24 protein-coding genes, 1 tRNA gene and 1 other RNA gene are annotated in these 26,714 nt (G+C 59.5%); 6 read left to right on the top strand and 20 right to left on the bottom strand.

Features of this window, described 5'->3' with window-relative positions; all coding sequences use genetic code 11:
• Positions 1–4: 4 nt before the first annotated feature.
• The 9 genes from E0L29_RS01295 to E0L29_RS01255 all read right to left on the bottom strand — a co-directional run bounded on the left by E0L29_RS01295 (position 5) and on the right by E0L29_RS01255 (position 7,880).
• Entirely contained in the window at positions 5–1,003 is a 999-nt protein-coding gene (locus tag E0L29_RS01295) for a glycosyltransferase family 2 protein (RefSeq protein WP_242664232.1), read from the bottom strand.
• A 3-nt stretch (positions 1,004–1,006) separates the two neighbouring features.
• Entirely contained in the window at positions 1,007–1,429 is a 423-nt protein-coding gene (locus tag E0L29_RS01290; protein ID WP_131353732.1) for an ATP-binding protein, read from the bottom strand.
• Between the two features lie 16 nt (positions 1,430–1,445).
• Entirely contained in the window at positions 1,446–1,769 is a 324-nt protein-coding gene (locus E0L29_RS01285) for an STAS domain-containing protein (protein ID WP_131353730.1), read from the bottom strand.
• Between the two features lie 12 nt (positions 1,770–1,781).
• The gene (locus tag E0L29_RS01280) at positions 1,782–3,056 is read right to left on the bottom strand and encodes a sugar transferase (protein WP_131353728.1); all 1,275 of its coding nucleotides are present in this window, start codon (positions 3,054–3,056) and stop codon (positions 1,782–1,784) included.
• Positions 3,057–3,067: 11 nt separating this feature from the next.
• Positions 3,068–3,421 carry an STAS domain-containing protein gene (locus E0L29_RS01275; protein WP_131353726.1) on the bottom strand — a complete coding sequence of 118 codons (354 nt, stop codon included), beginning with the start codon at positions 3,419–3,421 and terminating at the stop codon, positions 3,068–3,070.
• Positions 3,422–3,435: 14 nt separating this feature from the next.
• Complete coding sequence (locus tag E0L29_RS01270; RefSeq protein WP_131353724.1) at positions 3,436–4,155, bottom strand: sugar transferase; 720 nt, start codon at positions 4,153–4,155, stop codon at positions 3,436–3,438.
• Between the two features lie 11 nt (positions 4,156–4,166).
• Positions 4,167–4,718, bottom strand: coding sequence for a hypothetical protein (locus E0L29_RS01265; RefSeq protein WP_131353722.1), 552 nt, complete (start codon positions 4,716–4,718; stop codon positions 4,167–4,169).
• A 248-nt stretch (positions 4,719–4,966) separates the two neighbouring features.
• On the bottom strand, positions 4,967–6,265 hold the full coding sequence (locus tag E0L29_RS01260; protein WP_131353720.1) for a sigma-54 dependent transcriptional regulator: 1,299 nt from the start codon (positions 6,263–6,265) through the stop codon (positions 4,967–4,969).
• Positions 6,258–7,880 carry a SpoIIE family protein phosphatase gene (locus tag E0L29_RS01255; protein WP_131353718.1) on the bottom strand — a complete coding sequence of 541 codons (1,623 nt, stop codon included), beginning with the start codon at positions 7,878–7,880 and terminating at the stop codon, positions 6,258–6,260. Before E0L29_RS01255 ends, E0L29_RS01260 begins: the two co-directional genes overlap by 8 nt.
• A 433-nt stretch (positions 7,881–8,313) precedes the next feature.
• On the opposite strand from E0L29_RS01255, the gene E0L29_RS01250 reads away from it, so the two are divergent.
• The gene (locus tag E0L29_RS01250; protein ID WP_131353716.1) at positions 8,314–11,391 is read left to right on the top strand and encodes a PAS domain S-box protein; all 3,078 of its coding nucleotides are present in this window, start codon (positions 8,314–8,316) and stop codon (positions 11,389–11,391) included.
• A 100-nt stretch (positions 11,392–11,491) separates the two neighbouring features.
• On the opposite strand, the gene E0L29_RS01245 is transcribed toward E0L29_RS01250, so the two are convergent.
• From E0L29_RS01245 to E0L29_RS01230, 4 genes are all read right to left on the bottom strand, one after another.
• Complete coding sequence (locus E0L29_RS01245) at positions 11,492–11,974, bottom strand: ATP-binding protein (protein WP_131353714.1); 483 nt, start codon at positions 11,972–11,974, stop codon at positions 11,492–11,494.
• A 202-nt stretch (positions 11,975–12,176) separates the two neighbouring features.
• A complete protein-coding gene (locus E0L29_RS01240) occupies positions 12,177–13,724 on the bottom strand; it encodes an ATP-binding protein (protein ID WP_165498791.1) in 1,548 nt (515 codons plus the stop codon).
• 242 nt (positions 13,725–13,966) lie between these two features.
• A complete protein-coding gene (gene lysS / locus E0L29_RS01235) occupies positions 13,967–15,472 on the bottom strand; it encodes a lysine--tRNA ligase (protein ID WP_131353710.1) in 1,506 nt (501 codons plus the stop codon).
• A gap of 10 nt (positions 15,473–15,482) precedes the next feature.
• Entirely contained in the window at positions 15,483–16,418 is a 936-nt protein-coding gene (locus E0L29_RS01230; RefSeq protein ID WP_131353708.1) for a phytoene/squalene synthase family protein, read from the bottom strand.
• 215 nt (positions 16,419–16,633) lie between these two features.
• Between E0L29_RS01230 and hflX the strand changes: the two genes are divergently transcribed.
• The 4 genes from hflX to E0L29_RS01210 all read left to right on the top strand — a co-directional run bounded on the left by hflX (position 16,634) and on the right by E0L29_RS01210 (position 19,799).
• Positions 16,634–17,947 carry a GTPase HflX gene (hflX, locus tag E0L29_RS01225; protein ID WP_131353706.1) on the top strand — a complete coding sequence of 438 codons (1,314 nt, stop codon included), beginning with the start codon at positions 16,634–16,636 and terminating at the stop codon, positions 17,945–17,947.
• Positions 17,928–18,344, top strand: coding sequence for an rRNA maturation RNase YbeY (ybeY, locus tag E0L29_RS01220; RefSeq protein WP_131354670.1), 417 nt, complete (start codon positions 17,928–17,930; stop codon positions 18,342–18,344). The genes hflX and ybeY overlap by 20 nt, the downstream gene beginning before the upstream one ends.
• Before the next feature lie 15 nt (positions 18,345–18,359).
• Entirely contained in the window at positions 18,360–19,532 is a 1,173-nt protein-coding gene (locus E0L29_RS01215) for an aminotransferase class I/II-fold pyridoxal phosphate-dependent enzyme (RefSeq protein ID WP_131353704.1), read from the top strand.
• Positions 19,533–19,607: 75 nt separating this feature from the next.
• Positions 19,608–19,799, top strand: a complete 192-nt coding sequence (locus E0L29_RS01210) for a CPXCG motif-containing cysteine-rich protein (protein WP_131353702.1) — start codon at positions 19,608–19,610, stop codon at positions 19,797–19,799.
• A gap of 403 nt (positions 19,800–20,202) precedes the next feature.
• On the opposite strand, the gene E0L29_RS11615 is transcribed toward E0L29_RS01210, so the two are convergent.
• From E0L29_RS11615 to E0L29_RS01170, 6 genes are all read right to left on the bottom strand, one after another.
• Complete coding sequence (locus E0L29_RS11615) at positions 20,203–21,681, bottom strand: hypothetical protein (protein ID WP_242664231.1); 1,479 nt, start codon at positions 21,679–21,681, stop codon at positions 20,203–20,205.
• A 524-nt stretch (positions 21,682–22,205) separates the two neighbouring features.
• Positions 22,206–22,612, bottom strand: an RNA gene (gene rnpB, locus E0L29_RS01190) — RNase P RNA component class A.
• A gap of 72 nt (positions 22,613–22,684) precedes the next feature.
• Positions 22,685–23,485 carry a hypothetical protein gene (locus E0L29_RS01185; protein WP_131353700.1) on the bottom strand — a complete coding sequence of 267 codons (801 nt, stop codon included), beginning with the start codon at positions 23,483–23,485 and terminating at the stop codon, positions 22,685–22,687.
• Positions 23,486–23,646: 161 nt separating this feature from the next.
• Positions 23,647–23,728 (bottom strand) — tRNA-Leu (locus E0L29_RS01180).
• A 64-nt stretch (positions 23,729–23,792) separates the two neighbouring features.
• Complete coding sequence (gene rpmG, locus E0L29_RS01175) at positions 23,793–23,975, bottom strand: 50S ribosomal protein L33 (protein ID WP_011358080.1); 183 nt, start codon at positions 23,973–23,975, stop codon at positions 23,793–23,795.
• Positions 23,976–24,153: 178 nt separating this feature from the next.
• Positions 24,154–24,309: a DUF2934 domain-containing protein gene (locus E0L29_RS01170; protein WP_165498790.1), complete on the bottom strand. Its 156-nt coding sequence runs from the start codon at positions 24,307–24,309 to the stop codon at positions 24,154–24,156.
• Between the two features lie 207 nt (positions 24,310–24,516).
• Between E0L29_RS01170 and lysA the strand changes: the two genes are divergently transcribed.
• The gene (gene lysA, locus E0L29_RS01165; RefSeq protein ID WP_131353698.1) at positions 24,517–25,770 is read left to right on the top strand and encodes a diaminopimelate decarboxylase; all 1,254 of its coding nucleotides are present in this window, start codon (positions 24,517–24,519) and stop codon (positions 25,768–25,770) included.
• A gap of 54 nt (positions 25,771–25,824) precedes the next feature.
• Here lysA and metF read toward each other — a convergent pair whose 3' ends face one another.
• Complete coding sequence (gene metF / locus E0L29_RS01160; protein WP_131353696.1) at positions 25,825–26,694, bottom strand: methylenetetrahydrofolate reductase [NAD(P)H]; 870 nt, start codon at positions 26,692–26,694, stop codon at positions 25,825–25,827.
• Positions 26,695–26,714: the final 20 nt, after the last annotated feature.

Genomic DNA, 26,714 nt, shown 5'->3' with positions numbered 1-26,714 from the left:
TCATTCACCAGGGGGTTGGCGGTGCAACGGCTCCGAAGCGTGTGTCCCGGAGCGCTTTGAGGATCTGTCTGCCGTTGCCGATCGATGCGCTGCGTTTTCTTTGCGCTTCTTTCGAGGGAACGGCCAGGTTCTTTATGAAGATCAGGAGGTTCCAGAAGAGTTCCAGCCCTGTTGTGGCCAACAGCATCGAGGCCCCGTGGTTTTTCCTGTAGTAGAGGCACTCGCTGCGGAGCCGGAAGGAGAGGACCTGTGAGGCCCCTTCGTCGAAGGTCTTTTCCTTTCTTGTCTTGCTGCAGGCGCCGCCGATGTGCATGACTTCGGCCGTGGGGATGAAGAATACCTTCCATCCGGCCTTTTTCGCCCGTCGGCAGAGGTCGGTCTCTTCATAATAGAGGTAGAAGCGCTCGTCGAAGAACCCGATCGTTTCGAGCATGCTGCGGCGGATGATGGTGAAGGTTCCCGGTACCCAGTCCACCTCCATTGGGCGGTCGTGCTTGAACCCGCCGAATTCATGGCGGTTGAGGATGGGGGAGTCGGGATGTTTCCCGCTGATGCCGGAGATGGTCAGCAGTTTCGATCGAACCGACGGGAATCGTCGGGCGGATGGCTCGAGCCGGCCTTCGGGCGAGATGATCTTTCCTCCGCAGAGGCCGCATTCCGGAGTCTGTTCCATGAACGCCACGGCGTTTGCGACTGAGCCTTCCCTGACGTAGGCATCGGGGTTGAGCAGGAGGATGTAGTCACCTTCTGCCACCCTGTATGCCTGGTTGTTGGCGGCGGCGAACCCGCTGTTGACATGGTTGTCGATGAGCCTGACGTCCGGGAATTCATCATGCACCATGGCTGCCGATCCATCCATGGAGTCGTTGTCGACGACCAGAACCTCCATCAGCACGCCCGTGCTGTTGGCCAGCAGTGCCTGCAGGCAGTTGCGGAGGATATCCTTCGTGTTGTAACTGACGACGAGTACCGATACCATGGGATTGGGGGTGGGCTGCTTCATGGTCTACCCGATATGTTTCGTCATTGCAAGCGTGTTGCCCCCCCCCTCGTGTTCGCATTTGACCTCGTCCATCAGTTTGCCGATGATGAACAGGCCGAACCCTCCCTCGGGATAGCCCTGGATTTCAGGGGTTGGCGGGGCCGGGTCGAACGGGGGGTTGTTGTCCTTGACGGTTATCGTTATGCTGCCGGGCCCGCTTTCGATGGAGATATGCACCACGGCATCGGCGTTTGACGGATCCCCGTAACGGACGGCGTTGGTGAAGGCTTCGCTTACGGAGAGTTCGAACGCATGGGCGAATTCAGCGATGTTTCCGGTGAACCCATGGGTATTGGCAAAGACTTCCGCGCTCGAGCGGGCCAGGTTCGCAGCGATCCGGATGTTGGCCAGCTCTGCCCGTAGCGTTGCCGTGAGCATTGTTGTCATGGTGGTTTCGGTGTCGTTATTTCCCTATGGCGGCTTCCAGGTCGTCGTAGACATCGAACAGGCTGTATGCCTGGGTGATTTCGAAAACCCTTTTGACGCGGTTGTTCAGGTTGGCCAGTTTCAATGAGCCGCTGCCGGTTTTCTTTTTGCGAAGGAACCCGACCAGGGCACCGAGCCCGCTGCTGTCGATGAACTCGACGTTTGTCAGGTCTATGACCGTCGGGCTTGCCGGATCCGAGTTCTCGAGGTGGGCCTTGAGCTGCGGAGCCGCGGCGGCGTTGAGTATCCCTTCCAGAGAAATGACGGTGGCCCCGTTCCGGGCGGTTTCGACAATGTTCATGGGCGTTCCTTGTCAGAAGGTTTTGGGGTTGATGAGTGCCTTGATGGCCAGGCCGATATCCTTCAGCGGACTGGCGTGGCGCGTGTAATAGTGGTCGACGATCAATGCGTCGCTGTCGGTTTCCGGCCACTGTTCGGCTTCCGCATAGCCGAAGACCGACGGTTTCGCCTGCCGGATGTGCATATCGGGTGTTTCACTGTTCTTTCGGTCCTTTCCGCGGCTTCCGATCAGCCGCATCGAACCCCTGATCACCCTGAAGAGCAGCGGATAGCGCTCAATGATGATGTTCCGGTTGCTTCGTCCTGCCGGCAACATGCGCAGCGCCAGCCATGGAAGTGCGAGCAGGAGGACGAGAGCCGTTGCGGCAAGTGAGTGGACGAGCTGTCGCAGCAGGCCTGAGGCATCTGCCGGCTGATGGATGGCGCTCATGAGATGAGGATCTTCCATCATCAGCGTCGCTCCGCTTGCCGGATCGGTCAGCCGGTTTCCTTCACCGATTTTCCTGTCGACCTCAAGCTGTTCCCCGATGAAGGTGTTGTCCAGAAGGATGCTTCCCTTGACGGTGCTTTCGCGGTCGACGATGACGTTGCTCCCGATGATGGTTGCCGGGCCGATGACGGCCCCGGTCATGATCTGCACGTTGTTGCCGATCATGACGGGCTTCCTGATTTCGGCCCCTTTCTGGATGACGACGTTCCTGCCGATGAAGCAGTCGGGCTCATTGCAGTATCCGGGAAGGATATAGCGGGTTCCGGCTCCCAGGGTTGCGGCTGAAAGAGAGAAGTAGTCGTTGACGCACTCAATTGCGGGGATGCTGATGAGGGGGCGGAAAGGGACGGCCATATCCTTCGTCGGCTCACCGCTTATTGACAGGGAGCCGGATCCGATATCGACGATGCCGCCTTCCGGAAGTGCGGAGAGCCAGCTCCGGTAGTCCGCATGTTTGTCGTGTTCGATGAAAAGCACGCCTTCGATGATGAGGACCCTGTCTTCGGAGCAGAATCGGCTGTTTTTTTCCATGATCCGCTCCCGGTCGTCTTCCGGGCGCATATGCGCGTAGCTGATGTCGATGCCCCAGCGGCTGCCGTTTCCGCAGTACGCTTCAATCGGAGCCGTCTGGCCGTCGCTGACGATGCGGATGGCATCGGCTCCGGCAAGGATGGCAAAGTCAAGCAGAAACTCGATGAAGGGTTTGTTGCAGAGCGTGACAAGGAGCGGATGCTCTGCGCTGAACTGCCGGCAGATCCATGCGTGTTCCGACTTCCTGACGATGAAAAGACTCTTCATGTGATCTCCGCTCACTCCTTGTTTTCGGAACTGAATGCCCGAATGGCCGCACCGGTGTCGGGGTGGATGGAAAACAGTCGTTTGGCCTTGGTCAGTTCGAACAGGATGGCCACCCTGTTGGAAAGGGCCGCAAGCTTCAGGTCGCCCTGGCGTTCGATTGTTTTTCTCAGGCAGGAGACGATAACGCCGAGCCCGCTGCTGTCAAGGAGGTCGAGTTGGCGGCAGTCAAAAACGAGATTGGACGTCTTCTTCAGCCACTCGGGGAAGGCCTGCTGGAGGAGCGGGCTGTTGGCTGCATCAATGCGCCCCGGCAGGACTGCGATCCCGATGTTCATGCCTGTGGATGTGTCGATACGGAATTCCATGGTGGGGGAGGGCTTTAATAGGCACCTTTGCCTGAGAGTACGGCAGGTATGGTCCTGAAAAGAAGGGCGAGGTCTTTAAGGACACTGGCGCTCTGGATATACTGCATGTCAAGCATGACCTGTTTGTCGAACGGAATGTCGCTTCTCCCGCTTACCTGCCAGAGGCAGGTGATCCCGGGAATCACGTGCAGCCTTTTACGCTCTTCGAGCGTGTATTCGGCCACTTCCAGCGGAAGGGGAGGCCTCGGGCCGACAAGGCTCATGTCGCCCCTGAGTACGTTGATCAGCTGGGGGAGTTCGTCGATGCTCAATTTACGAATTATCCTGCCGACCTTCGTGATCCGCGGATCTTTTTTCATCTTGAAAATAACCCCTGCCGAGGACTCGTTCATCGTCTGCAGTTGCTCTTTCATCCTGTCGGCATTGATGATCATCGAACGGAATTTGTAGAAGCTGAAGTGTTTTCCGTTTCTGCCGACCCGGGTCTGGGCGTAGAAAACCGGTCCGGGGTTTTCTATCCATATGGCGGCTGCCGTAAGGATGAAGATCGGCAGAAGCAGGATGAAGGCAGCAAGAGAGATGACGATGTCGATCATCCGCTTCAGGTGGTAGGAGATGCGTATGGTGGCTTCCCAGATAAACACCTTCATCGCCTTGCGATGGCGGGCTTTGGGGCTGATCGACATGCTGACTCTGCTGATCAGTTCCTTCCTGACTGTTGGGTCGAGTTCCATTGTTGCTGATGTTACTGCTGTTGATCGGGTTTTCTGGCCATAGGGCAGGGAGATGTCTTCCCCCTCAGGACGGCCGTTACTTTTTCGGCGATTCGGCCAAGAACCATATTTGCCCGGATGGCGTTCCGCCTGGGATTCCAGCGTGCGTTCGTGTCGTTGTTCATCAGGCGTTCTTCGAGTTTTCTCGCGCAGTCCTTTCTTTCGGATGCACACAGCGTGGTTTGTATGATGCGGTCCGCCAGCGTGAGGAAGCGTTGGTAACTTCCCAGGAAGACAAGGCCCGCAGAGCGCAGGATCCGCTCCTGGCCGTCGCTTTCATGATCTGAAAGGCAGACCATGCATTCCGGCCGGCAGGCTGTCTTGACCTGGGCAAGCAGGGTCACATTCATTGCTTCGGGAAAACTGTCGGTCAGAAATGCAAGGCGGAACCCCGGATCGTCCTGGCGTAGTTGCGGGATCTCCTGGACGCTTTCGGCAATTGTGACCATGAGCCCTTTCTCTTCGAGGAGGCGCAGAAGCTCTGCGGTATTTTCTCTCAGTCCAAGAATTAGTGCATTGAGCATCTGCTCGGTCGGAAATGGTTATGAAAAGCTTCTCCGGATTCCTTGCCTGCGGCCGTGATCCATACGGCACGATACGGCGTGTGTCTGTGGGTGTACTGCAAATATGATGCCACGTCATTTCCTTCGGGAGGTTCCCTGTTGGCATGCGTTTGCCGGGAGGTGCTTCCATCGGTATGGTTCCGGGGGACTGTCAGAATGTTAGCGATCTGCTCCGGCCGGCTCTCATTGCGACAGGCGGCGGACGGCCGCTATATGCCGTAAACTTTCAGTCGCCGGTACAGGGTGGCTTCGCTGATGCCGAGGAGCTCGGCCGCCTCGCGGCGGTTTCCCGAGGTCTTCTGCAGCGCCTTGACGATGGCCTCTTTCTCATGCGAGGCGATCGAGACGGGTGTTTCGGCCGTCGTGGCCGGGCTCCATTTGATCCCTGTTTCGAAAGAGATGCTGTCCGTGCCGATGGTTTCCTCTCCCGCCAGCATCGCAGCCCTGCGGATGACGTTTTCAAGCTCCCTGACGTTGCCGGGCCAGTGCCACGAAGAGAGTGCGGCAAGAGCGGAGCCGGAGAGCTGTTTGCCCTGGTAGCCTTCTTTTTTCAACCTTTCGAGAATGTGGCCGGATATCAGCGGGATGTCGGCGATTCGTTCCCGAAGGGGCGGGGCGTAAATGGTGATGGCGTTGAGCCGGTAATAGAGGTCTTCGCGGAACTCTCCGTTTTTTACGGCTTCGGCCAGGTTGCGGTTCGTGGCCGCAATGATGCGGATGTCGACAGGATAGAGCCGGGTGTCGCCGACTGGTTTGACGGTTCGTTCCTGGAGCGTCCTGAGCAGCTTGGCCTGCATGTTGAGCGGAAGCTCCCCGATTTCATCGAGGAAGAGGGTTCCCTTGTCCGCTGAGCGGATCATGCCGAGAGTGCTTCTTTCCGCACCGGTGAAGGCGCCCCTTGCATGGCCGAAGAGCTCGCTTTCTATGATGTTGCCGCTGATGGCCGCACAGTCGACAGGGATGAACGGCTCTTTGCTTCGGGAGCTGTTGCTGTGGATGACCCGGGCAAGCACCTCCTTGCCTGTTCCGCTTTCACCCTGCAGCAGGATGGTCGTGCCGGTCGGCGCAATCTTCCCGATGAGTTTCTTGAGCTTTCCCATCTCGGGAGATTCCCCTATGAGGCCGTCAAAAATCGGCTCGTCCTGCCCCGTCGGGGGCATGGTCTCTTCGGGGAACGGCGTTGAGGGATTGATGAACCCTTTCAGGGTTTCATTCGGAAGGCTTTTGAACCATTCGAGCGCCAGGTGCAGTTTCTCCGCATCCGGGAAGAGGATTGTGCTTGCCGAAAGACGGGCGGCTCTGAGCTCCCTGGTCAAGGGTACCGGATCCTGGGTATTTGGGCCGGGTGCTACGAGGATGAGGTTGAACGTTTCCCCATCCGCAAGCAGTCGAATGGCATCGTCGGTGCTTTCGACATGCGTGCTGCGTATGGCGGTACCGCCCTTATCGCCATATGGCCTTCCGGAGCCGGGCTTTCCCCCGACGATCAGTATCGACGGGTTATTCATGGATGTCGTCGATGCGGATTACGATGCATGAGGCGTCGTCTTCAAACGTTTCGGAACCGGTTGCCGCTCCCAGCTCCCTGCATATCAGGGCAAGAAGGTCGTCACTGCTCATGTGGCGGTGCCGGAAGACGAGATCGGCCAGGCGTTCTTCCCCGAACATGCTGCCGTCCGGGAGCTGCGCCTCGGTGATGCCGTCGGAATAGATGACGATGATGTCGCCGGCTTCGACTGGTACCGTTACGGTTTCGAACGTCTGCTGCTCGACCATTCCCACTGGAAGGTTCGTCCCCTTGATGCAGGAACTGGTGCCGCTTCTGGCGTTGATGTGGAGGCTGGGCGTATGTCCGCAGTCGATGAGCGAGAGTGTCTTTTTTTCCAGGTCCAGCCGGAAAAAAAGCATGGTGGCGTAGATTTCTATCTCAAGGAGATCCTTGATACATCCCTGATGAAACTCGCTGACGACCTCTTTGAGCTCTGGCAGGGTTCTCTGGAGGCTTTTCCTCGCAAGCGTTCTGAGGTAGAGCGATTTCAAGCCCGAACCCACCAGGGCAGAGAGGATGCCGTGGCCCATGACATCGCCCGTCATGATGTCGATATGGCGGTTGTCGTAGGCGATGAAGTCGGCGAAATCACCGTTAAGATACCCCGATGAAAGCATGAAGTTGCTTATTTTCGCCCCGTCAAGTCCTTTCGGAGTATGGCTTTGCATGAGCTTGCGCTCAATCTGCGATTCGAGGGTATGCTGCATTTTCTCTAGCTGCTGGCGGCTGCGTTCAGCCTGGATGCGCAGGGTGTTGTCTCTGGCGATCATGACGATATGGGGGATCGTCTGGATATCGACCGTTCCTGTTGAAATGGCGACGTCGATAGTTCGCCCGTCTTTGGCGATGAACCTCGCGTCCTTCTCCTTCAGCGTGTTTGCCGATGCGTTCAGCAGGTCGACCTCGATCCCCTCATCGACTTCCTCCTGTGCCAGAAGGCTGCCGAAATGCATGGAGTGGAACTCGGATTTCGTGAATCCGAAGGTGGATTCCGCGGCACTGTTCGCATAGGCGATGCTGCCGTTGCGGTTGATGAGGAAAATGGGGTCGAATGCCGCATCGTTTATTGCGCGGAACCGGAGTTCGCTGTTTCTGAGCCTGGCCGTTGCCTGGCTGAGCTCGTCGTTGATCCGCGTCAGGTATCGGTTCTGTTTTTCGGATAGCGCCTTCATCTCCCGGTGTTCGGTCTGCAGGGTATGGATGGCAATGGCGTCCCGCATGATTATTTTCAGTCGTTCCGCCTCGACCGGTTTGGGGATGAAGCGGAATATCCTTCCCGAGTTGATCGTTTCGATGATCATGCCGATGTCTTCCGTTCCGCTCAGAATGATCCTGATCATCTCGGGGTATCGGGCCTGAAGCGATTCGATCAGTTCCAGGCCGGATGTGCCGGGCATCCTCAGGTCGGAGACCACGACGGATATGTTGTACTCTTCACATTGTTCAAACGCCTCTTCCGCACTCCGGGCGAAATGGGTCGTATAGTCCTCGCTCCGGAGAAATCTTTTTATGGCAAAAAGGGAATCCTGTTCGTCATCGACAAAAAGGACGTGGTGGTCGGAAGCGATTGGCATGGGGAAATATCGACGGCTTTGGATATGGGGGCATTAGCCTTAATGGTGAAATAAGATAAAAAAAAATTGTACATGTCGGGATGTTCGAAGGCCCTTTCGTTCTGGAGGCGCTCGGCACGATGAAGGGATGAACGCCCCGCAGGGATGGTATTGCGTTTCGTTTTCCCCGGCCGTTCCCTATATTCTGATTCTGTCGTACGAAAAGCCTTTCCGGCATGTGCCGCGTTACGGTTACTGTGGTGAAGCGCGACTGTTCTGCGGGCTTTTCGGGATGACGCGTTCTTTCCTGGAAGCATCCGACCCTTGCGGACCAACCAGCATTTTTGCAGTTCCGCTTCATTGCACGGTCGGCAAGGGCTGCCGATCTGCCCTGAGGTTTTCTCTTTACGCCCCCATGTTATTGTAAACTAGCCGGTAATATCTACTCCCCCCTATGATGGAATCGCATGGCACCCGCCATATAAAACACCTTGAGCAGCAACTCATCCGTCTCGAACGTGATGTTTGTGCTGCAGGGTTTTCGGCCGATACGTTTCAGCCCCTTCGGCGGGAGTTGGAGGAAATGCAGGCCCATTGCGACAGGGACGCCAGGAGCATCAGGCGGTTTAAGCTCATGGCCGAAGCGCTGAACGATTGGGTCTGGGAAGTCGACGCAGATGGCGTCTATACGTTCGTGAGCCGGAAGGTGAGGGATGTTCTGGGTTACGATCCTGCTGAAATGCTTGGCCGAACCCCGTTTGATTTCATGCCTCCCGAAGAAGCTGAAAGGGTGCGGGTGCTGTTTGGCGAATTCTTTGCCCAGCAGAAGCCGTTCAGGGATCTTGAAAATATCAATCGCCACAAAGAGGGCCATCTGGCGACCATGGCGACGAGCGCCACTCCCGTATTCGATGATGAGGGGAATTTTGCCGGTTATGTCGGTGCCGATCGAAATATCAGCGAATTGCAGTGCTTATCGACGACTCTGGATAAGACTCTGGAAGACAAGGCCGAACTCGCACGTCGGATGAATCTGGCTGTTGACGCTGCCGGCATCGGCATATGGGATTTAGATCTGCAGAAGAACCAGCTGGTCTGGGATGAATGGATGTACCGGCTCTACGGAGTGGATTCTCAAGAGTTTTCAGGGGCCTATGATGCATGGCAGAAGGGGCTGCATCCCGATGATCGCCAAGTTGCCGTTACGGCTGTGGAGGAGGCCATAGCGGGAGTCAGGCCGTTCGATACTGATTTCCGGGTGGTGACGCCGTCCGGAGAGGTTCGTCATCTTAAGGCTTTTGCCAGGATCTCTCATGATGGGAGTGGAAAGGCGGTGCGGATGACCGGGGTCAATTATGACATCACGGCTCAGAAAAATGCCGAGCTCGAGTTGAACAGGCAGTCCGAGCGGCTGGAGAAAATATACAACGGCATCACCGATGCGATCCTCATCGCCGATTCCGAAACCCGCACCATCGTGCATTGCAACCATGTCGCCGAACTCCTCCTTGAACGGGAGTGTTCGGCATTGTGTTCCATGCGTTTCGATTCGATTCATCCCGAAGACCTGCTTCCCGAGCTGATTCCTGCATTTCAACGCCAGAGTGACGGGGCGCAGCGGGTGGTTGAGACCGAGGTGCTGACGGCATCCGGTAAAAGGATTCCCGTCAGTATTCTGGCATCGAAAGTAGAGTATGCCGGTCGCCCTGCCCTGATGGGGGTTTTTCGTGATATCAGCGAAAGCAAGGAGGCTGAACGATTGATGGCGCTGGCTAATCGCCAACTGGCGGCGATGAACCAGCAGCTCCAGGCCAGCGAACAGCAGCTGATGGCCGCCAACCAGCAGCTCCAGGCCAGCGAACAGCAGCTGATGGCCGCCAACCAGCAGCTCATGGCCACGGAAACCGACCTTCGTTCCAAAAACGAGCTCCAGAGCCTTCTGGCCGGGGTGTCGATGTTGCTGATGAACCCCGACAGCGTTCAGCTTGACGCAGTTATCGAAGAGGCGCTCTCAAGAATCGGCGGTTTTGCCGGTGCTGACCGTTGCTATGTGTTTCTCATTTCAGACGACGGAGAGGTGGTAAGCAATACCCATGAGTGGTGTGCCGGCGGGATCGAATCGCAGAAGGACAATCTGCAGGGGATTGCATCGGATGCCGTTCCCTGGTGGATGGAACGGCATCGTCAAATGCAGCCGGTGTTCATCCCCCTTGTCTCAAGACTTCCCGAGGAGGCAAATGCGGAACGTGAGCTTCTCGAACGCCAGAATATCAAGTCTCTTCTTGCTCTCCCGATGTCTGACGGAACCGGCTTGAAGGGGTTTCTCGGGCTGGATTGGGTCAGGGGTAAGGTTTCGACGATCAGGGCGATAGACATTCCGTTGCTTCAGCTTGGAGGGGACCTGATTTTCAGTGCGTTGAGACGCAACGTGTTGAGCAAGGAGTTGCTCGGGCGCGAGATGCGGTATCGGGCCATGTATGAATCCGTCCAGGACGTCTATGTCATTGTCGACCTCGCTTCCGGTTTGATTGAAGAGGTAAGCCCTTCGATCAGGCAGTTCGGCTACGAGAGCGGCGAGGTGCGAAATGTCCCGCTGGAAAGCTTATACCCATACCCGGAAGAGCTCCAGCAGCTCCACCGCGAACTGCTCGAAAAAGATTCGCTGCGGGATTACGAGATCCATTTCCGGAGGAAAGACGGTTCTATTGCGACGGTGTCGCTGGCCATAAGTCTGCAGGAATTTCCCGGTGGTGGACTTAAAGCAGTCTCTTCGCTGCGCGACATTACCCTTCGAAAGGAACATGAAATTCAGATCAGGGAGAACCTTCGCCTCAAGAACGACTTTATTTCCAGTGTTTCCCATGAACTGCGTACTCCGCTCTTTTCCATTCTCGGCTTTTCGAGCACGCTGCTCAAGCAGAGCGAAGTGCTTGACCTGGAAACCCGCAATGAGTTCGTTTCTATCATTCATGACGAAAGCGTCAGGTTGTCGGCGCTCATTGAAGACCTGCTGACCATTTCCCGAATCGAGTCCGGCAAGAAAAAATACAAGCCGCAGCGATTGAACCCGGCCATCGTGTTTTCCGGAGTTGTCGACGTCCTTGGTCGGCAGGCTGTCGAAAAGCGCATCGAACTGGTCGAATCATATCCTGCCGATCAGCTCTTCATCGAATTCGACCGTGATTCACTCAAGCAGGTTTTGATGAACCTGCTCGGCAATGCCATCAAGTTCACTCCGGAGGGCGGTCGAGTGGAGGCTCGTATCATGGCGGACGGCTCGGAAGCCCGTATCGAGGTGGAAGACAACGGCATCGGTATTGACGACTCGGAGCACGAAAAGATTTTCGAGAAATTCTACCGCGTCGAGCATGATTCCATCATTGTCGAGGGTACCGGACTCGGTCTTGCCATCGTGAGGCAAATCGTCGAGGTGCAGCAGGGCCGGATCGAGGTCTCCAGCCAGGTCGGCCGGGGCAGCACCTTTGTTTTGCGGGTGCCGCTTGCGGCGGATGGGCGCGTGCGCGAGGCGTAAGCAATCGGGCTGCATCCGTTCCGGCAGGTGCGACGGATATCGCGTTCGGTCTACCCCCGGGGCTGGTCGGCAACTTCCCGCGAACGCTCCGGTATCCGGCCTACCGGCATGCAGCGTTCCTCATCATGAGCGCCGCGTCTTCCTCTCCCATCGCCCGACTGCTGCTTCCTTCCCTGAAATAGATCTTGCGTGCCGTGCATGGCCTGCAGGTATGGCTGTCGAGCGACGTGCTCAGGTGGAAGTGCGGTTTATGGGGGCTTTCGGGAACGACGACGGCCAGCACCATCCGTTTGCGGTGCATTTCGACGTATGCTTCGACGTCGGGAACGGGATCGATGTGGCGGCGTATCGCTTCATGGACGATCTCGAGCGCCTCTTTTTCGCTCTGGATGCCGACGATCCTGCCGTCGTCGTCGATGCCGATGAGCATGATGCCTCCGCAGGTGTTGGCGAATGCGGCGATGGGTTTGGCTATTTTGGTGGGAGAGTGGACCTTGCGCTTGAACTCGGTGCGGAGTCCTTCCCCTTCTCCTACGATGTCGAGGAGGGGCGGGGCGGATGGCGGTCGGCGGATGAGATGCATGGCGCTCCTCCGTCTGGGGGTGACTGGAATTCCGGCCCGAGGGTGGCGGCCTGTCGTTACCTCTTCTTTCATCATACGCACGGGGGTCGAGAAAAGCAAGCAGCCGCGCGCAGTAAGGCCGGCCTGGGCGACAGTGTTGCAGAAACGACACAATCCGGCATCCATCCGCTTCCGCCACGCCCGGGCTCCGGGCTGTCCGGCTTCAGCCGGCTGAAGGCGAAGCGGCAGGCAGGCTGAGGGTGAACGTGCTTCCTTCGTCCAGCGTGCTCGATGCATCGATGGTGCCCCCATGCGCTTCGACCAGGTCCCTGACGATGGCAAGCCCCAGTCCGGTTCCATGGGCCCGGTGCGCCGAGTGGGCGCTACGGTAGAATTGTTCGAAGATTTTGGTGAGGTCTTCCGCCGGGATCCCTACGCCGTCGTCACTGACCGAAAGCAGTGCCTGCCCGTTTTTTTCCTCCAGCCCGATCACTACACTTCCTCCTCGCAGGCTATACTTGATGGCGTTGCCGACGAGGTTCGTCAGTACCTGCCTGAACGCGTCCCGGTCAAAGGTGATATGGACCCCTTCCGGCGGAAGCGCTTTATTTATCATGATCTCTTTTTCAGCGGCCATCCTCTGCAGGATCTTGACGACATCGTCGATGAGCGGCGCAGGGTTGAGCACGACGGGATGGTAGCGGCTGTTGCCGGCATCGATTCGGGAGATGGTCAGGATGTCTTCGATGAGGATTGAAAGGCGGGCGCTTTCATCATGGATGATGTTCAGAAACTCTTCGCGTGTGGCGCTGTCAATCGTTTCTTTGCCTTTGAGGAGCGCGCTGGAAAAACCAAGGATGGAAAAGAGCGGGGTCCGCAGTTCATGGGACACCGTCGAGAGGAAGCTGTTCTTCAGCCGGACGTTTTCCTGTATCTGCTCCTCGTTGCGCTTGCGGATAGTGACGTCGCGCATGGTGCCGACGATTTTTGCAGGAAGGACCTCGCTTCCTTCAATCATCTCCACGGTAAAGGAGAAGACCCGCAATTCCCCGCTCTTCGTGCGGAAATGGACCTCATGGTCGACGACTCGGCGATGTTCCCTCAGCTGTTCATACAGCAGCAAGCGTTCTTCCGGATACGGGTAATAGTCTGCAATCGATGTATGGAGGAGCTCCTCCCTGCTGTAGCCGTACCGTTCGATTGAGGGAGAGATCTCCAGGATGAGCCCGCTTTCCGCCTCCACTTCGGCGTAGACGTCCTGGATGTTCTCGAACATGGCGCGGTATTTCCATTCCTTGCGGGCAAGTTCGTCGGTCGACTTCTTTCGTTCGGTGATATCTATGTGCGATCCGGCCAGCCTTGTTGGCCGTCCCTTGCCGTCCCGTTCAACGATGCTTCCCCTGTCGAGAACATGTATCCAGCGACCGTCCCTGTGGCGCATCCGGATTTCACACTCATAGTGGTCCCTCTTGCCCTCCAGATGTTCCTGGATGACGGCGAATGCGCACTTGAGATCTTCGGGATGGCAGTGGTTCTTGAATGTTTCCAGTGACGTGGGCGAGATCTCTTCGAGGGTATATCCGATCATGGCCGCCCATTGCTTGTTCATCGCGACTTCGTCGGTCCCAAGGTTCCAGTCCCATGTGCCTGCTCCCGCGCCGGAAAGCACCATCTCGAGGCGTCTCCTGTCACTGCTGAGTTCCCGGTTTTCCCGCTGAAGCCGTTCAAGCTCTCTGCGGATTCCTGAGAGCTCGTCCTGATGGGTCTGCATGGAGTCTGCGCTTGATATGGTTGATGGCTTCAGCGTACGGATGCGCTCGATCGAGCTTGACGGTATCGGCGTTCGTTCATAATACGCATTCGCGGGTTGATTTTTTTTCGGTTTTTTTTGTTGGTTTTCTTTCGGGCCACGTTCGGCGTCGTCGGCCTGAATGAGTCGCCGGGAATGAACGAAAAAGCCCCGGGTTTTCGTCCCCGGGGCTTTTCGGTCCATGCTGTATTCGTATGAAGCCTTTATTCCGGCTTCAGGTGCGGGAAGAAGATGACGTCGCGGATGGACTCCTCTCCGGTGAGCAGCATCACGAACCGGTCGATGCCGACGCCGAGGCCGGCGCAGGGGGGCATGCCGTATTCGAGGGCGCGCAGGAAGTCCTCGTCGACCACCATGGCTTCGTCGTCGCCCCGCTGGCGGAGCCGTGCCTGCTCTTCGAGGCGCTGGCGCTGGACGACGGGGTCGTTGAGCTCGCTGAACGAGTTGCAGATCTCCTTGCCGCCTGCGATGAGCTCGAAGCGCTCCACCAGCCCCTCCTTGGAGCGGTGGGGTTTGGCCAGGGGCGACATCTCGGTCGGATAGTCGGTGATGAAGGTCGGCTGGATGAGCTTCGGCTCGACGAACTCGCCGAAGATCTCGTCGATGATCTTGCCCGAGCCGATCTTCGGGTCGAGCTCGAGTCCGAGGTCTTTTGCGATGTTGCGCAGCTCCGTTTCGCTTTTGCCTTCGATCTCCATGCCGGTGTACTCCCTGATGGAGTCTGCGATGGTGAGGCGGCGGAAGGGCGGCTTAAGGCTGATCTCGTGGCCGAGGAAGGTCGTCCGATCGCTTCCGTTCACCGCGAGGGCGGTCTCGTGGAAGAGGTTCTCGACGAGCTTCATCATCCAGTCGTAGTCCTTGTAGGCGACATAGAGCTCGACCTGGGTGAACTCAGGGTTGTGGAAGCGGTCGATGCCCTCGTTGCGGAAGTCCTTGGCGAACTCGAAGACGCCGTCGAACCCTCCGACGATGAGCCGTTTCAGGTAGAGCTCGTTGGCGATGCGCAGGTACAGCTCCATATCGAGCGCGTTGTGGTGCGTCGTGAATGGACGCGCAGCGGCGCCGCCGTAGATCGGCTGCAGGATCGGGGTTTCGACCTCGAGCCATCCGTTGCCGGTGAAGAAGCTTCGCATGTGCGAGACGATGGCGCTGCGCTTGCGGAAGGTCTCGCGGACCTCCGGGTTGACGATGAGGTCGACATAGCGCTGGCGGTAGCGCAGCTCGCGGTCGGCGAAGGCGTCGTAGACCACTTTTTTCCCCTCGACCTCTTTCTCCTTGGCCACCGGAATCGGGCGCAGCGACTTGGAGAGCAGCTCGAAGGCTTTTGCATGCACCGAGATCTCGCCGGTGCGGGTGCGGAAGCTGAAGCCCCTGACCCCGACGATGTCGCCGATGTCGAGCAGCTTGAAGGTGGCGTAGGACTCCTCGCCGACCTCGTCCTTCTTCAGGTAGATCTGGATGCGTCCTTTCGCGTCCTGGATGTGGACGAAGGAGGCCTTGCCCATACGGCGGATGGCCATGATGCGGCCGGCGACGGCCACCTCCTCCTCCGCCTCTTCCCTGAAGTGTTCGATGATGTCGCTCGAGTAGCCGGTGACCTCGAAGCTGCAGGGGTAGGGGTTGACGCCCGACTGCATAAGGTGCTGCCGTTCGTCGAAACGGCGCTGCATCTGGTCGTTGAGCGAAAGCTGTTCGTTGTCTTGGTGCATTGCGGGGTATTTACTTAGTGGTTCGTGTTTTGAGCCAGATCTCCGGGATCGTCATGATTTTCTGGGTGAACGACCGGTACGCCCGTTTTGTGAAGACGTCGTAGCCGTTCTCCTCGATCGCCGTGAGGATGTTGCCGTAGTTGACGCTGCTGAGGGCGACGGCCAGGCGGCTGTGCTTTTCAAGCATCGGGATGCCCCGGTCGGCCGAGCGGTAGTAGCTGCGGGCCCGTTCGATCTGGAACTGCATGAGTTTGACGAAGCGCTCGTCCATCTTCCGCTGCATGAACTCCCGGCGGCTGTAGCCGAACCGCTCGAGGTCCTCGAGGGGGATGTAGATCCGGTTGCGGTCGATATCCTCGCCGACGTCGCGCAGGATGTTGGTGAGCTGCATGGCGATGCCGAGGTCGATGGCGTGCTGGAGCGCCTGGCGGTCGCTGTAGCCGAAGATCTCGGAGGTCATGAGCCCGACCACCGAGGCGACCTTGTAGCAGTAGACGTAGAGCTCGTCGAAGGTATGGAAGGGCTTGAACTCGATGTCCATGGCGACCCCGTCGATGAGGTCGAGGGGGAGTTCGATCGGGACGTTGAAACTCTGCAGGGTGTCGTGCCAGGCCATCATGATCCTGTCACCGCCGTGCTCGCCCTCGTAGCAGCGCCGGAGCTTCTCTTTCCATTCTTCGAGCCGGCGGTTGATCTCTGGGCGGGTGATGCTGCCGGCCTCGAGTTCCGCTTCTGCGTTGTCGACCAGGTCGTCGACGGTGCGCAGGAGGGCGTAGATGGCGAAGATGGGTTTCTGCTGCGCCTTCGGCAGGAAGAGGCTCGCCAGGTAGAAGGTCTTGGCGTGGTGCTTCGCGACAGCGCGGCAGTAGCGGTAGGCGTCCTCGAGCGCCAGATGGCCTGCGGCCGGCGTCATGGCTGTGGTGTCGGTGTCGTGAGCTCGGTGCATCCCCTCGTGCGCTGGTTGTCGGCTGCGGTTCCTCTTTTTCTCGTGTTCCGGGCTGTGGCGTGGCCGCGGAAATTTGTAAATTTCAGCGCCTGCGCGGTGTTGTTGATTCTACCGGAGAGAGAAAGCGTGGGCAAGATAAGACAATGCAGATAATATCGCAACACGCCGCTCCGGCAGCCCGTTGCCCCCGAATCACTTAACCCGCAGAGCCGCTGTTGCCCGAACCTCCAAATACCCAGCAGTCGCGAGAGAGGGCCATTCTGGTCGGCCTCTCCACGCCCCCCGAGATTCCCCGTTCGCTTGTCGAGGAGTACCTTGCCGAGCTGGCTTTCCTTGCCGACACCGCCGGCGCCGACACCGCCAGCACCCTCATCCAGGAAAAGAAGCTCCGCGACCCGGCCTACTGCATCGGGCGCGGCAAGGTCGACGAACTCCTCGAGATGGTGAAGGGGGACCGGATTGACATCGTCATCTTCGACGACGACCTCACGCCGGTGCAGACCCGCAACCTCGAGCGAGCGCTCGACTGCAAGGTGATCGACCGCACCGGCCTCATCCTGCAGATCTTCGCCATCCGGGCCAAGTCACACCAGGCCAAGATGCAGGTGGAGCTCGCCCAGCTCGAGTACCTCCTTCCCCGGCTCTCGGGCCAGTGGACCCATCTTTCCAAGCAGAAGGGAGGCATCGGGACCAAGGGCCCCGGCGAAACCCAGATCGAGACCGACCGCCGGCTGGTGCGCAGCCGCATCGCTTCGCTCAAACGCAAGCTGCGCGACGTGTCGCTGCAGCACGACACCCAGACCGGCAGCCGCCGCTCGGTGCCGAGGGTGGCGCTTGTCGGCTACACCAACGCGGGCAAGTCGACCCTCATGAACCAGCTCTGCCCGGAAGCCCGGGCCTACGCGGAGAACCGGCTCTTCGCCACGCTCGACACCCGCACCCGGCGGCTCGAGCTGAAGATCAACAAGCTCGTGCTGCTCTCCGACACGGTCGGCTTCATCCGCAAGCTGCCGCACACCCTCGTCGAGAGTTTCCGCTCCACCCTCGACGAGGTGCTGCAGGCCGACTTCCTCCTGCACGTCATCGACCTGAGCCATCCGGGCTTCGAGGAGCAGATGCAGGTGGTACGCGCCACCCTGCGCGAAATCGGCGTCAAGCACCCCCACATCATCGACGTCTTCAACAAGATCGACGCCCTCGAGGACCCTCTGGTGCTCCGCGACCTGAGGGCCCGCTATCCGGAGGCGGTGTTCATCTCCGCCGCGCGCGGCCTGAACCTCTCCGCCCTCAGGGAGGCCATTGCCGAGCATGTCGGCCGGGACTACAGCGAGCGGAAGATCAGGGTGCACGTCTCCGACTACAAGATCATCGGCTACCTCTACGAACATGCCGAGGTGACCGGCCGGCGCTGCATCGACGAGGAGGTCGAACTGACCTACCGGGTGCACAAGGACCGGCTCAAGCACATCGACGCCCTCACCGGCTACCATGAACACGCCTCTTCCCGTGGTGCAGGCAACGATACATAACACCACCCGCCGGCCGCTCAGGAGGGCCCTGCTCCGCAATGCGGTGGCGGCGGTAATCGAGGGCGAGGGGATGACGGCCGGAGAGGTTTCGGCGGTCTACTGCGGCAGCCGGCTGAGCCGGCGCATCAACCGCGAGCACCTCCAGCACGACTGGCCGACCGACACCGTCTCCTTCCCGTACGGAAGCGGGGGGGTGGTCGAGGGCGAGTTCTACATCTGCCTCGACGTCATCGAAGAGAACGCCCGGCGCTTCGGGACGGATTTCGACGCCGAGCTGCTGCGCGTCACCATCCACTCCGTCCTTCATCTTGCCGGTTACGACGACCACTCCCCGCAGGATCGCAGCCGAATGACCCGAAAGGAGGACCATTACCTTCGCCAGCTCTTCCGTCCATAGCATTCCCATATCCCCATGAGCCTTCACCTCAGCCGTCGCCACGAGATGGTGACGCAGTCGGAAATCCGCAGCATGAGCCTCGAGTGCAGCCTGCAGGGCGGCTTGAACCTCGCCCAGGGCGTGTGCGACACCCCCGTCCCCGAGGCGGTCCTCCGTGGCGCCACAGAGGCGATCGAGGCCGGAATGAACACCTATACCCCGCATACCGGCATCCCGGAGCTGCGCCAGGCGATCGCCGACAAGCAGGAGCGCCTCTACGGTATGGCGTGCGATCCGGAAAGCGAGATCGTCGTGACGGCAGGGGCCACCGGGGCCCTCTACTCGGCCTTCCAGGCGCTGCTCGAACCGGGCGACGAAGTGATCCTCTTCGAGCCCTTCTACGGGTACCACCTGACCACCCTCCGCTCCGCCGGCGCCGTGCCCGTTTTCGTTCCCCTCGAGGCTCCCGGCTGGTCTGTCGGCGAAGGGGAGCTGGAGGCCGCCATCACGCCGAAGACGCGCGGCATCATCGTCAACACGCCGGCCAACCCCTGCGGCAAGGTCTTTTCACGGGGCGAGCTGGAGGCTGTCGCCGACGTTGCCATTCGCCACGACCTGTTTGTGTTCACCGACGAGATCTACGAGCATTTCCTCTATGACGGACTCGTCCACGTTCCCATGGCGACCCTTCCCGGCATGCGTGAGCGGACCGTCACCATTTCCGGGGCATCGAAGACCTTCAGCGTGACGGGGTGGCGGATCGGCTGGGCCATCGCCGACCGGCGCTGGGCGCCGGCCATCGGCCACTTCAGCGACCTCTGCTACGTCTGCGCGCCCGCACCCCTGCAGGCGGGCGTGGCCAGGGGGATGGAAGAGCTCGGGTGGGAGTACTACCGCGGACTCGGCCTGGAGTACCGCCTGAAACGGGACCGTTTCTGCCGGGCGCTCCAGGATGCGGGGCTCGCTCCCTTTGTACCCGACGGCGCCTACTACGTCCTGGCCGACGTCTCTTCGGTTCCCGGCCGCTCTGCCCGCGAGCGGGCCATGCACATCCTCCGTACGGCCGGTGTCGCCTCCGTGCCCGCAACGGCGTTCTACGGCGGCGGAAAGGGCGAGTCCCTGGTGCGCTTCTGCTACGCCAAAGAGGACGCGGTGCTCGACGAGGCCTGCCGCCGGCTGCGCGAGTATGCGCTGCATGCAACCGATTGAGCGCCGGGACTGTTATATTGAAAAAGAGTTTGTAGGTCGGAAATTCGGTTCAGTCAACCAAAACGCGTTGAAGCCATGAACTTTCTTGAGTCCGTAGTCGTGCAGTGCCCCTATTGCGGAGAGCCCATGGAACTCGACATCGACTGCGCCGCAGGCAGACAGGAGTATACCGAGGACTGTCCTGTCTGCTGCAAGCCGGTCACCGTTTCCGTCACGCTGAAGGAAGACGGGCGCCCTCAGGTCGAGGTGCGTCCCGAAGATGCCTGAGAGGGCCTGTCCCCCATTCCCTGTTCATGCATCGACCTTCCGGCTGAAGAGCCGGGGGGCGTTTGATCCTGACAACTAAGACAGCGGTATCCAGATGGGAAAAGAGAGGGGCGGGGCGCATGAGGCGTTTGACGGGTGCGGGTTTTTCGGACTCGTGCCCGACATGCTCTCCGTCATGACGGCGGAGGGTCAGCTGCAACAGGCGAACCCCGCATGGGAGAAGCATCTCGGCTATGCCGTCTCCGAACTGCTCGGGCGCCCGATCTGCCATCTTGTCCATCCCGACGACCTGCAGTCGACGGAGCTCGAAATGGCGCGGCTTTGTTCCGGCCAGCGCACCATCAATTTCATAAACCGACTGCGTGCAAAAAGCGGAGAGTGGCTCTGGATGGAGTGGAACGCCTCATCCGCAGACGGCTTCGTCTATGCCGTCGCGCGCAACATCACGCGCCGGATGCTTGCCGCACAGCGGACCCGCCTCCTTACCGACGCTTTCCAGCACTGTACCCACGGCCTTGCCATCGAGGATCCAGAGGAGGGCGTGATCCTGGCCTGCAACCCCGCATTTGCTGCCCTGCACGGCCGGACTGTCGAAGAGATGGTCGGCAACCGGCTCTTCGAGTTCTATCCGGATTCGCAGGTTGATGTCGTGAGGTCCTGCATCAGCCGCGCTTCCGAGCTCGGTTCCTGCCAGTTCGAGGCCTTCAAGATCCACAGGGACGGCGGCCAGGTGCCGGTACAGGTCGACATCGTATTCGTGCGTGACGAGCACGGCGAGCCGCTCTACCGGATCGTGACGGCAGAGGACATCACCGAGCGCCGGAAGGCGGAAAAGGCTCTCCGGGAGAGCGAGGGGCGGTTCCGCGCCGTCGTCGAATCGGCACCTGAAGGCATCTTCATACAGGCCGCGGGGGATTTCGCCTACCTGAACCCTGCCGCCCTCAGGATGTTCGGCGCGGAAACTGAGGGTGAGCTGCTTGGCCGGCCGGTGGTCGGCCAGCTCCATCCTGAGTACCGTGAGCGGGTGCGTGAACTGATCCGCAAGCTCAATGATGAGGATATCGGCCTGCCCTTTCCCGAGGAGCGCCGTTTCATCCGCTGCGACGGAACGTTTTTCAGCACCGACGTCTCTGCCGTTCCATTCCGCCATGAAGGACGGAAGGGCGCCCTGGTCTTCATGCACGACACCTCCGAGCGGAAGCGCCTGGAAGAGGAAGGCCGGCGGCTGGAGCAGGCGCTTTCCCAGTCGCAGAAGATGGAGTCCATCGGCCGGCTTGCCGGCGGGGTGGCCCACGACCTCAACAATCTCCTGACGCCGATTCTCGGGTATGCCGAGATCCTCGACGACCAGTTCAGTCCCGATGACGAGCGTCTCCAGGATATCCGCGCAATCCATGGCGCCGGAATCCGGGCCCGCGACCTTGTCCGCCAGCTTCTCGTCTTCAGCCGCCGCCAGGCTCTCGATTTTCATGTGCTCGACCTCAATGCCGCCGTCAGGGGGTTCCAGCAGCTCCTGCGCCGGACCATGCAGGATAACGTCATCATGGATCTCTCGCTGTCTGAAGAGCCGCTTCCCATCAGGGGGGACCTCGGACAGATCGAGCAGATCATGATGAACCTTGCCGTCAACGCCCAGGACTCCATGCAGGGCGGCGGTACGCTTCTGATAGAGACGGCATCCGTTCCGGCTGCATTGATGCCTAAGGAGGTCGCTGAGGCGGTCGGTGCCGACGACTGCGCTGTTCTCCGGTTCACCGACGGCGGGTCTGGCATGGAGCGCGAGGTGCTGGCGAACATTTTCGAGCCCTTCTTTACGACGAAGGCGCGCGGGCGCGGGACGGGGCTCGGCCTTGCGACCGTGTACGGAATCGCACGCCAGCACAGCGGGATGGTTACGGTTTCGAGTGAGCCGGGAAAGGGGTCGGTCTTCAGCGTGTATTTCCCGCTTCGTTCAAGCGAGCCTATAGCGGCGCCCGAAGGCGATGGAGGCGTACCCGAAAGCGCCGCCGGACGGGGCGGCAGCGTCCTGGTCGTAGAGGACGATGCGGTCGTCAGGTCGTTTGTGGCTGATGTTCTCCGCAATGCGGGCTACCTGGTCGTCGATACCGACGGTGGCGAATCGGCGCTGGAACGTGTCGGGGACGGATCGGACTGTCCCGATCTTCTGCTGACCGACATCGTCATGCCGGGGATGAACGGCCGGGAGCTTTACGAGGCCGTGAGCCAGCGCTGTCCGGACCTGCCGGTTCTCTTCATGTCGGGTTACGCCATGAATGTGCTGGACAGGGAAGGCCTGCCGGAGCGGGGGGTAGGGTATCTGCAGAAGCCCTTTTCAGTGGGCGAACTGCTCGAGGAGGTGTCGGCGCTCATGACTGGGCAGAGGGAGCGGGGAGGGAAAATAAAAAAGCCGAAACCGAAGATGTAAGCCGAATTCTGTGGATTACCCGGCAGGCCGGGCAAAACTGCAGCCATTTATCTAATGCGGCCTACCCGAAAACTCTCCTTGCGGAATCGGGCGGGCCGCCCTCTTTCCCTTGCGGGAAAAGCTTTCCTATTCGGCCTTGCTTCGGGGAGGTTTGCATAGCTCGTCCCGTTGCCGGAACGACTGGTGGTCTCTTACACCGCCGTTTCACCCTTACTCCGGTCACCCGGAGCGGTCTGCTTTCTGCTGCGCTCTCTGTTATGGACGGCTTGCGCCGCCATACCCGGGCTTGATCCCCTTTCGGGCATCTCGACCGGCACCCTGCCCTGTGAAGTTCGGACTTTCCTCTGCGCGCCCCGGGGGGCGCACAGCGGCTGCACACTTGCGGTTTCAGCAAGGAATCAACTGATCAGTACCATGAAAAGAACGTGACGGCCGGCTTCGGCCGTTTCCTGTATCGTGCTCAGCCTTCGGCCTCTTCGAAGAGCCGTTCGTGGACGACGATGCGGCCGCATGACTCGCAGAGGTAGAATCCGCCCTGGACGATCATGGTGTGGCGGTTGGTCGGAACGCGCGTGTTGCAGCCGGAGCATGCGTTGCGGTTGAGCTTCACGACGGCGTTCTGGATGGTGCCGCTGCGCAGGTGGTCGTACTTGTCGAGGAGGCGCTTGGCTTCGGCCTTGATGACCTCGCGCTGCTCGTCGATTTTTTTCTTGAGTCCTTTGACCTCGTCCTCGGTTTCGATGACGATGCTGTTGAGCTCCTCCTTTTTATGCTCGACCTGCTTTTCCAGGTCGCCGAGCTGCTGCTGGAGGACGTCGTCCGGCATCATGTCCTCGGAGATCTCGTCGTAGCGGTTCTCCTCGATCAGCTGGCGGCCCTTCTTCTGGAGCTCCTCGGTGCGCTGTTCGCCGTGGCTGATGTCCTGGAGGCGGATCTCGGCCTGGGCGATCTCCTTCTCTTCATACTCGATCTGCTTGGAGAGGGCGTCATACTCCTTGTTGTTTCTCGCAAGGGTCTGTTTCTCCTTGAAGGACGCGATCCTCTCGTGGCAGCCGTTGATGATCTCGTTGAACGACTGGCGGAGTTTCAGGTGCTCCTCGGCGGTCTTTGCGCGGGCTTCGATCTGCCGTTTCGTGAATGCGAGATCTTCTTCGAGGGCGTTGATCTCTTCGGGAAGCCCCTTCTGCAGGCTCACGATATTTTCTATCTGGTTGTCGAGGTGCTGCAGCCTGACGAGGAGATTGATTTTCGTATGATCCACTACTGCTGGTGTTTTGGATTATTGAGGCATAAAAAAAGCACCTTTTCAGTGAAAAGGTGCACGCTCTGCCGGGTGGTATGTGAAATAACAGACTTCGGCGAACCGTCTGCAGAAACTTCTATGAGGGCCTTTCTGTGCATATCGCTGAGGAAGCTTTATTGTGCCCGAAAGGAGATTCGAACTCCTACACCTTGCGGCGCTCGTCCCTGAAACGAGTGCGTCTACCAGTTCCGCCATTCGGGCAACGCGTTATGCGCTGTACATCAATAAATAAGCTCTTTTTGGCTTACAATGCAAAAAACAAAAATTACTTGATCTCCTTGTGCAGGGTGTGGCGCTGCAGGTTGGGATTGTATTTCTTCAGGACGAGCCTGTCGGTGGTGTTCTTCTTGTTTTTCGTCGTGCTGTAGCGTGAAACCGTCTTGCCTTCTTTCTTGGCTTCAGTGCACTCGAGCGTGATGACGATCCTGTTTTCTTTTCCTTTTGCCATGGTTCGCGTCCTTGGGTAAGTAGGGGATAAATTCTAAAGAGCAGTGAATATACGATGCGGGGGCAGAATTTGCAAGCAGGAACCCGCGCTTTAATTTCCCCCGCACCGAAAGGATTCGGTACTGAAAGGGCCGCCCTTTCGGAGCGGCCCTTGACCTGCGGAATCTCTTCGCCGGTTCCTATCCTTCGAGGCTTTGCTCCGCTTCGAGCCAGTCCTCCACGTCGCAACCTGTCCTGCAGCCCTTCTGCTCCCAGAGGTAGTAGGCGGCAAGTCGGATCTCATCTTCCCTCGTCATCTGCTGGGCGGGCATTTCCTGGTGTTTCCTGTTCGGCATCGTTTCTTCTCCTGGTTAAGGTTTTCGTAGTGTCTTCATCGTGTCGTACTGCTTGCATGCGCCGGCATACCTCGTGAACCGGCCTGTAAGCTTGAACTGCCCGCGCTCTGAATTGGTTCCGCCCCCGGCTCCGAAAAGCGCGGGATTTTTGGTATCTTATTGCCTTACCGCATTGCTGCCTCTTCAACATCAAAATCTTCTCGCATCTTGCTCGACCGCACACCATTCCATTATGACGATGGAGCGCTCTTCTGTGAAGGGGTCGCTCTCGAAGAACTTGCCGAGCGGTGGGGAACCCCGCTCTATGTCACTTCCAGGCATAGCATCGAGGACCGTTACCGCGAGTTCGAAGCGGCGTTTGCCGGCCTCGACCACTTCACCTGCTACTCGGTGAAGGCCAACTTCAACCTCAGCGTCATCAGGACGCTCGGCGACCTCGGATGCGGCTGCGACGTCAACTCGGCCGGAGAACTCTTCCGGGCCCTGAAGGCCGGCGTGCCGGGAAACCGTATCATTTTTGCCGGAGTCGGCAAGCGGCCGGACGAAATCTCCTATGCGCTCGAAAACGGCGTGCTCATGCTGAAGGTGGAGTCGCTCTCCGAGCTCCGCTCGATAGATCGCATCGCCGGAGACGCGGGCCTCACCGCCCCGGTCGCCCTGCGCATCAACCCCAACGTGACGGCCGAGACGCATCCCTATATCACCACCGGCGACAGCAAAGAGAAGTTCGGCATCGACGAGGCCGAGCTGCCGGAGGTCTTCACCCTGCTCGGCGAGCTCAGGCACGTCCGTCTCGTGGGGCTCGACATGCACATCGGCTCCCAGATCTTCGATCCCGAGTTCTATGTCGCCGCCCTCACCAAGCTGCTCGACATACACAGCTATTCGAAGGGCCGCGGCTTCGCGGTCGAGTATCTCGACATCGGCGGCGGGTTCCCCGCGACCTACGACCCGATGAAGCCCGAGACGCCGCTTTCCAGCTTTGCCGAAAAGCTGGTTCCGATGCTCAAGCCCGCCGGGGCGAAGGTGATCTTCGAGCCGGGCCGTTTCCTCATGGCCAACGCCTCCGTGCTCCTCACCCGCATCCTCTACCGCAAACGCAACCACATCGGCAAGGAATTCTTCGTCGTCGACGCGGGACTGACCGAGCTGATCCGCCCTGCGCTCTACCAGTCGCATCACGAGGTGATAAGCGTCCGGCGCCACGACGAGACGGTGGTTGCCGACGTGGTCGGCCCCATCTGCGAATCCAGCGACTTTTTCGCGCGCCAGCGACCGATCGGCGACGCTCCCGAGGGCGAACTGCTCGCGGTGATGTCTGCCGGCGCATACGGCGCCGTGATGTCGAGCAACTACAACGGACGGCTCCGTCCTGCGGAGGTGATGGTAGAGGGGAGCGAGTCGCGCCTCATCCGCCGCCGTGAAAGCTTCGAGCAGCTGATAGCGAACGAGGTCGAGTAGGTGTGCTGCGGCCCCGGTCCGCAGTCCGGACCGGGACCGCCCGAAGGAGCGGGCTCAGGCGTGGAGGTTCCTGAAGATCCTGAGGGTCGCGTCGGCCATGTTCAGGGTGTAGAAGTGTATCCCGCGGACATGGTTGTCCACGAGCTCCTGCACCTGGCGGGTCGCCCAGTCGATGCCGATCGAGGCGACCTCCCGGTCGCTGCCTGCCGCCATCACCAGCTCGAGCAGCGGAGCCGGGATCCTTGCCCCGAGCGCGAGCTCCGACATCCTGATCATGCCTTTTTTCGTCGTGACCGGCATGATGCCGGCAATGATCGGCACCGTGATGCCCGCAAGCCGGCAGCGGTCCCTGAAGTCGAAGAAGTCGCGGTTGTCGAAGAACAGCTGCGTGACGATGTAGTCGGCGCCGGCGTCGACCTTGGCTTTCAGGTGCTCGATCTCGGTCAGCCGGTTCGGTGTTTCGGGGTGCCCTTCCGGGAATCCCGCGACGCCGATGCCGAAATCGGGGTAGTTCGTCTTGATGAAGCGGACCAGGTCGATGGCATGCGGGAAGTCCTTGATGGCCTCCTCGAGCGTGGCGGTTCCCGCCGGCTTGTCACCCCTGAGCGCCAGGACGTTGTTGATGCCGTGCCGGCGGTAGTTCTCGAGGATCTCTCCGGTCTCAGGGCTGCTCGAGCAGATGCAGGTCAGGTGCGAGACCACCGAGAGGCCCGTCTCCTTCTGGATCCTGGTGACCAGGTCATGGGTTCTGGTGCGGGTCGAGCCGCCCGCGCCGTAGGTGACGCTGACGTATGAGGGATCGAGGGGGGAGAGCGCCGTGATCGTCTTGAACAGGGTGTCCCAGTCCGCGTCTTTTTTCGGGGGGAAGAACTCAAAACTGAATACCGGCTTCTCTGCCGTGTTCAGGATCTCTTTGACCAGCATGTAGGCAACGGGTTAGGAGC

The organism is Chlorobium sp. N1 (assembly GCF_004332115.1).
Taxonomy (GTDB): Bacteria; Bacteroidota; Chlorobiia; order Chlorobiales; family Chlorobiaceae; genus Chlorobium.
Note: the sequence above shows the minus strand (reverse complement) of the source record. Positions and strands in the feature narration are given on the sequence as shown.